Annotated in this window: 6 protein-coding genes; 1 reads left to right on the forward strand and 5 read right to left on the reverse strand. The window is 69.9% G+C overall.

Annotated features, from left to right (window positions below; genetic code table 11):
• Positions 1–29: 29 nt before the first annotated feature.
• From IFT89_RS10170 to IFT89_RS10180, 3 genes are all read right to left on the reverse strand, one after another.
• Positions 30–398 carry a hypothetical protein gene (locus IFT89_RS10170; RefSeq protein WP_064294504.1) on the reverse strand — a complete coding sequence of 123 codons (369 nt, stop codon included), beginning with the start codon at positions 396–398 and terminating at the stop codon, positions 30–32.
• Entirely contained in the window at positions 395–1,330 is a 936-nt protein-coding gene (truB, locus tag IFT89_RS10175; RefSeq protein ID WP_202938868.1) for a tRNA pseudouridine(55) synthase TruB, read from the reverse strand. The genes IFT89_RS10170 and truB overlap by 4 nt, the downstream gene beginning before the upstream one ends.
• 64 nt (positions 1,331–1,394) lie before the next feature.
• Complete coding sequence (locus IFT89_RS10180; protein ID WP_137243271.1) at positions 1,395–2,069, reverse strand: uridine kinase; 675 nt, start codon at positions 2,067–2,069, stop codon at positions 1,395–1,397.
• A 38-nt stretch (positions 2,070–2,107) separates the two neighbouring features.
• Between IFT89_RS10180 and IFT89_RS10185 the strand changes: the two genes are divergently transcribed.
• Positions 2,108–2,992, forward strand: a complete 885-nt coding sequence (locus tag IFT89_RS10185; protein ID WP_307783492.1) for an A/G-specific adenine glycosylase — start codon at positions 2,108–2,110, stop codon at positions 2,990–2,992.
• Positions 2,993–3,272: 280 nt separating this feature from the next.
• On the opposite strand, the gene rbfA is transcribed toward IFT89_RS10185, so the two are convergent.
• A complete protein-coding gene (rbfA, locus tag IFT89_RS10190) occupies positions 3,273–3,710 on the reverse strand; it encodes a 30S ribosome-binding factor RbfA (RefSeq protein ID WP_079707157.1) in 438 nt (145 codons plus the stop codon).
• 118 nt (positions 3,711–3,828) lie between these two features.
• The coding region (infB, locus tag IFT89_RS10195) for a translation initiation factor IF-2 (RefSeq protein ID WP_202938869.1) at positions 3,829–6,204 on the reverse strand (2,376 nt) is incomplete at its 5' end.

Genomic DNA, 6,204 nt, shown 5'->3' on the forward strand with positions numbered 1-6,204 from the left:
GTCCTCAACCGCCGTCGGTGCGCCGACGGTCAGCCGAGCTGGACGGTCCAGATCTGCTCCATGCGGTAGAGCATCACCGCGATCGCGAGACAGACGACGCCGAGGACGACCGTCGACCATCGGGTGCGCTCGACGAGCGCCCAGAACCCGCCGGCGATCGGCAGGATCATCGCGGAGACGAGGTAGGTGTAGAACTCGGGCACACTCCCCGTGGCGGTGTTCCCGAACGCGGGCGCGGCGATCGCCACCACCAGTTGCGCGATGAGGAGGACCTCGACGAGTGCCGTCGCCCCCATCGTCAGGTCGTTCGGCGCGCGCCCGGCGAACCCGAGCACGATGCAGAGGAGCCCGGCCACGACCGCGACCGCGATCTGGGCGAGGGTGAACCACTCGATCATGCCGATTCCTCCGCCGGGAAGTTCACGACCGACTTGAGCAAACCGCCACGGCGCTCGACGAGCCCCACCAGTCTGCCGTCCGGCGCGAGGGCGGCGATCGGACCGGTGTGGCCGGCCGGCAGCTCGCGTTCGAGCCGCTTCCCGTGGCCGAGGTCGACCGCCTCCTGCTCCGTGAGCTCGAGGGCACCGAACAGGCGCTTCGCGACGTCGGCCGGGTGCAACAGCGCCGTCTCAACGTCGAGGTCGTCGATCGTCGACGCGTCTGTGACGTCGAAGGGTCCGATCCGGGTCCGGCGAAGCGCGGTGAGATGGCCGCCGACGCCGAGGGAAGCCCCCAGGTCGCGGGCGAGGGCACGGATGTAGGTGCCGGAGGAGCAGACGACCCGGACGTCGACGTCGACGGCCGCACCATCCCGACGGATGGCCAGCACGTCGAACGCACTGACGGTGACCGCACGGGACTTCAGCTCCACCTCGATCCCCTCGCGGGCCAGGGCGTAGGCGCGCTTCCCACCCACCTTGATGGCGCTCACCGTGCTCGGCACCTGCTCGATGTCGCCCGTCAGCGGACGGATCGCGGCGATGATCGCATCGTCGTCCACCGCTGCCACCGCGGCCTGGTCGGCGCGCTCGGTGACCTCACCTTCGGCGTCGTCGGTGGAGGTCGCCTCGCCGAGGCGGATGGTCGCCGTGTACTCCTTGTCGAGACCGACGATGAACGTCAGCAGTCGGGTCGACGAGCGCGTGCCCAACACGAGCAGCCCGGTGGCCATGGGATCGAGCGTTCCCGCATGCCCCACCTTGCGCGTGCCGGCGATCCGTCGCACCCGGGCGACCGCGTCGTGGGAGGTGTGCCCCTGCGGTTTGTCGATGAGGAGGATACCGGGACGGGCGGACGCCGACCCGGGTGCTGCTGTGCTGTTCTCGACCACCTTGCAACGGTACCAGCGGCGGTCGGCACCGCCGGGCGGCCGGAGCACCCCTGGGCGGCGGCGCTCAGCAGAAGTCGGCGAAGATCCGCCGTGGGTGCCGCTCGTCCGTGTTGTCCACGAGGGCGGTCGCCCGCGCGGTCGGGTCGTCGTCCTTGCGGTAGAGCGCCTGCCCGCCCACGTAGCGCGCGTTGGACGGCGCCGTCGGGTCGCCGTCGACGCCGAGGCGCTCGTGCAGCCGCTCGTAGGCCGTCGCCATCGGGACGTCGAGCCAGACCGACGCATGCCAGAGGCCGCGGAGCTCGGGACGGTTCAGGAAGACGCCGTCGACGATGAGGACGGCGTCCTGCGGGCCGGTCGTCCAACGCAAGGGAGCGCCGACGTCGCGCTGCTCGTCGAACCCGACGAGTTGGAAGCCGGCGCTGCCCGCCAGTCGGAAGGGTTCGACGAGCACCCGGCGGAACAGCGAATAGTCGAACGAGTCGAGCCAGTAGCCCTCGGCCGAGTCCCGCCCCCGCGCGTACCGTTCCTCGCGAGGACGGTGGAAGTCGTCGATCGAGGCACGGAACACCGCGCGTCCGGCCTCGTCGAACACCTCGGCCAGTCCGTCGGCGAACGCCGCCGTGCCGGAGCCGCTGACGCCGTCCACCGCGATGAGGGTGCGGCCTCGTGGGTAGTCCCGCTGGAACTGGTCTCGCAGCTGCCGGAGCAACTCGATCCGTGGTGTCGTGACGAGCTTCATGGCGCCGAGCCTACCCGCGCGGATCGTAGGCTGGTGCGGTGCCGCCCGAACCCTCCGACCTCGCCCCGCTCGTGACGGGATGGTTCCGCACCAACGCGCGCGACCTCCCGTGGCGACGCCCGGGGTTCCCCGCCTGGGGCACGCTCGTGTCGGAGTTCATGCTCCAGCAGACGCAGGTCAGCCGGGTGATCCCGCGGCTCGAGGAGTGGCTCGGGCGCTGGCCGACGCCCGCCGACCTGGCGGCCGAACCACCGGCCGAAGCCGTCCGCGCCTGGGGCCGACTCGGCTATCCGCGCCGAGCGCTCTGGCTCCATGCGGCGGCCACCCAGATCGCCGAACGGCACGACGGCATCGTCCCGTCGGACGTGGATCAGCTCCTGGCGCTCACCGGCATCGGCGACTACACCGCCCGCGCCGTCGCCGTCTTCGCCTATGGGGACCGGCACCCGGTGGTGGACACGAACACCCGACGGGTCATCGCCCGCGCCGTCCGCGGCCAAGGCGAGCCCGGCCCACCGAACGCCAAGGCGGACCTCCCCGCCATGGAGGCGCTCCTGCCGGAGTCCCGCTCGGAGGCAGCCGTCTTCAACGCAGGGTTGATGGAGATCGGCGCGGTGGTCTGCACGGCTCGAGCCCCGCGGTGCGAGGAGTGTCCGCTCCGCGAGGTGTGCGCGTGGCGCGCGGCGGGATACCCGGCCTACGACGGACCGGTCAAGACGAAGCAGAAGCAGTTCGCGGGCAGCGACCGACAGGTCCGGGGCATCATCATGGCCGAGCTCCGCTCGACCCACCGCTCACTGACGGACGAGGAGCTCCGGGCGCTCTGGCCCGACGGCGAGCAGTTCGACCGCGCACTCGCCGGACTGGTCGCCGACCGCCTCGCGGTGCGCGTCGACGGCGGGTACGCCCTCCCCCACGACTGACCGGTCCCTGAGCCCTGCCCGGTCTCTGAGCCTTATGCGGCCCCTCAGCCCGAACCGCCCCTGAGCCCCAAACGGCCCCTCAACCCCAAACGGCCCCTCAGCCTCAAACGGCCCCTGAGCCTGTCGAAGGGCGCACTTCGACAAGCTCAGTGACCGAACGAAGGAATCCGCACTTCGACAAGCTCAGTGACCGAACGAAGGAATCCCGTCGTCGACAGGCTCAGTGACCGGATGAAGGAATCCCGGTCCCTGAGCCTGTCGAAGGGGTTGTGCGAGGTGTCTAGTCCTCGGCGTCCACGTCGCGCGGCTTGACGTAGGGGTCCTCGTCGCCGGCGTAGGCGGCACCGGCGGCAAGCCCGGCCACCTCGGTGTCGCGGTTCTTCGCCTCGCGCAGCAGGTCTTCGATGTGCTGCGCGTTCTCCGGGATCGCGTCCAGGAAGAAGTCGAGGCTCGGGGTCAGCCGGGTGTTGATGTTGCGGCCGATCTCGGCACGCAACAGGCCCTTGGCGGACTCGAGCGCGGCCGAGGTGTCGGCGCGTTCCTCGTCGGAGCCGTACACCGTGTAGAACACGTTCGCGTGCTGGAGGTCGCCGGTCACCTGTACATCGGTGATCGTCACGAAGCCGAGCCGCGGGTCGCGGATGCCCTTGTCGAGCCGTTTGGCGATGACTTCCTTGATGCGGTCCGCCAACTTGCGGGCCCTGGGGTTCTCTGCCATCTCGTCCTCCTCTGATGACCGTCGGGCGGAGGGCCGCCCGACGGATGCTGCACACACAATACAAGCAGGAATCCCCGCCGCCCTCCCGGAGGAGGACGACGGGGACCGGCCGAGCGGACTAGCCGCGCGGCTTCTCCTTCATTTCGATCGTCTCGATCTCGTCACCGATCTGGATGTCGTTGAACTTGCCGAGACCGATACCGGCCTCGAAGTCCGTACGCACCTCGGTGACGTCGTCCTTGAACCGACGCAGCGATTCGATCGCCAGGCTGTCGCCGACCACGACGCCGTCGCGGATGACCCGCGCCTTGGCGTTCCTCGTGATCGTGCCCGAGCGGACGATGACACCCGCGATGTTGCCGAACTTGGAGGAACGGAACACCTCGCGGATCTCGGCGACACCGGACTGGACCTCTTCGTACTCGGGCTTGAGCATGCCGGTGAGGCTCTGCTCGACGTCCTCGAGTGCGTTGTAGATGACCGAGTAGAACCGGACGTCCACACCCTCACGGGCCGCACGCTCGCGGGCCTTCGGGTCGGGGCGCACGTTGAACCCGATGATGATCGCGTTGTCGATCGTGGCGAGGTTGACGTCGGACTCGGTGACCGCACCGACACCGCGGTGGATGATCCGCAGCTGGACGCTGTCGTCGACGTCGATCTTGAGCAGCGACTCCTCGAGTGCCTCGACGGCACCGGAGACGTCACCCTTGATGATGAGGTTGAGCGACTCGACCTTGCCCTCTTCGAGTGCACGGGTGAAGTCCTCGAGCGAGATGCGCTTGCGAGCCTTGGCCAGAGCGGCGTTGCGCTCCGCGGCTTCACGCTTCTCGGCGATCTGACGCGCGGTGCGGTCCTCCTCGGTGACGAGGAAGGTGTCGCCGGCCCGAGGAACACTCGAGAGGCCCTGCACCTGGACGGGACGCGAGGGACCCGCCTCGGCGACGGTGTCGCCGTTCTCGTCGACCATCGCACGGACGCGGCCGTAGGCGGTACCGGCGACGATCGCGTCACCGACGCGGAGCGTACCCGACTGGATGAGGACGGTCGCGACGGAACCGCGGCCCTTGTCGAGCTTGGCCTCGATGGCCACACCGCGTGCATCCTTGTTCGGGTTGGCGCGCAGGTCGAGACCGGCGTCCGCGGTGAGCAGCACGGCGTCGAGGAGGTCCTTGATGCCGGTGCCGGCACGAGCCGAGACGTCGACGAACATGACGTCTCCGCCGTACTCCTCGGCGACGAGGCCGTATTCGGTCAGCTGCTGGCGCACCTTGGCCGGGTTGGCGTCGGGCTTGTCCACCTTGTTGACCGCGACGACGATCGGCACGTTGGCCGCCTGCGCGTGGTTCAAGGCCTCCACCGTCTGCGGCATGATGCCGTCGTCGGCCGCGACCACGAGGATCGCGATGTCGGTGACCTGCGCACCACGAGCACGCATGGCGGTGAACGCCTCGTGACCAGGGGTGTCGATGAAGGTGATCGGACGCTCGATGCCCTCGTGCTCCGCGACGACCTGGTACGCACCGATGTGCTGCGTGATGCCACCGGCCTCACCGGCGACGACGTTCGCGTTGCGGATGGCGTCGAGGAGGCGGGTCTTACCGTGGTCGACGTGACCCATGACGGTGACGACGGGAGGACGGATGGCGAGGTCCTCGTCGGACTCGTCCTCCAGCTCCTGGTCGAGGTCGATGTCGAAGCCCTCGAGGAGCTCCCGGTCCTCGTCCTCGGGCGAGACCATCTGGATCTTGTAGCCGAGCTCGGAACCGAGCACGTCAAAGGTCGCCTCGTCGAGCGACTCCGTCGCCGTCGCCATCTCACCGAGGTGGAACAGCACGGTGACGAGGTTGCCGGGGCTGGCGTCGATCTTGTCGGCGAAGTCCGAGATGGACGCGCCACGACGCAGACGGATGATGGTGTTGCCGTCGCCGCGGGGGACGCTCACGCCGCCGAGCGACGGGGCTTCCCGCAGCTCGAATTCGGCCCTCTTCGTCCGCTTCGACTTACGTGCCTTGCTCTTGCCGCCACCGCGACCGAAGGCACCTGCGGTACCACCGCCGGGTCCGCGACCACGACCGCCGCCGCCACCAGGGCGACCCGCGAATCCACCGGCTGGTGCACCACCGGGGGCACCACCGGGACGGAAGCCGCCACCGGCGCCACCGGGACGGAAGCCGCCGCCACCGGCGGGACGACCTGCGCCACCCGGACGACCGGGGCCACCGGGACGCTGACCCTGTCCGACGCCCGGACGGGGCGAGCCGGGGCGCGGAGCCTGCGGACGCGGGATGTTGCTGGGGTTCGGACGCTGACCCATGCCCTGAGCCGCTGCGAACGGGTTGTTCCCCGGACGCGGCGTGCCGGTCGGGCGCTGGCCCATGCCCTGCGAGGACGCGAACGGGTTGTTCCCCGGACGCGGAGCACCGGGACGGGGGCCGCCCGGCTTCGCGGCGTCGCCGGAGGGCGAGTCGCCGGCGGTCGGAGACGCGGGTGC

It is taken from the genome of Plantibacter sp. CFBP 13570, from assembly GCF_014841395.1.
GTDB classification, from domain to species: domain Bacteria; phylum Actinomycetota; class Actinomycetes; order Actinomycetales; family Microbacteriaceae; genus Plantibacter; species Plantibacter auratus.

Excerpts from the sequence above, each read along its gene's own strand:
- IFT89_RS10170 (WP_064294504.1), bottom strand. The coding sequence starts at position 398 with ATGATCGAGTGGTTCACCCTCGCCCAGATCGCGGTCGCGGTCGTGGCC.
- IFT89_RS10180 (WP_137243271.1), bottom strand. The coding sequence starts at position 2,069 with ATGAAGCTCGTCACGACACCACGGATCGAGTTGCTCCGGCAGCTGCGA.
- rbfA (WP_079707157.1), bottom strand. The coding sequence starts at position 3,710 with ATGGCAGAGAACCCCAGGGCCCGCAAGTTGGCGGACCGCATCAAGGAA.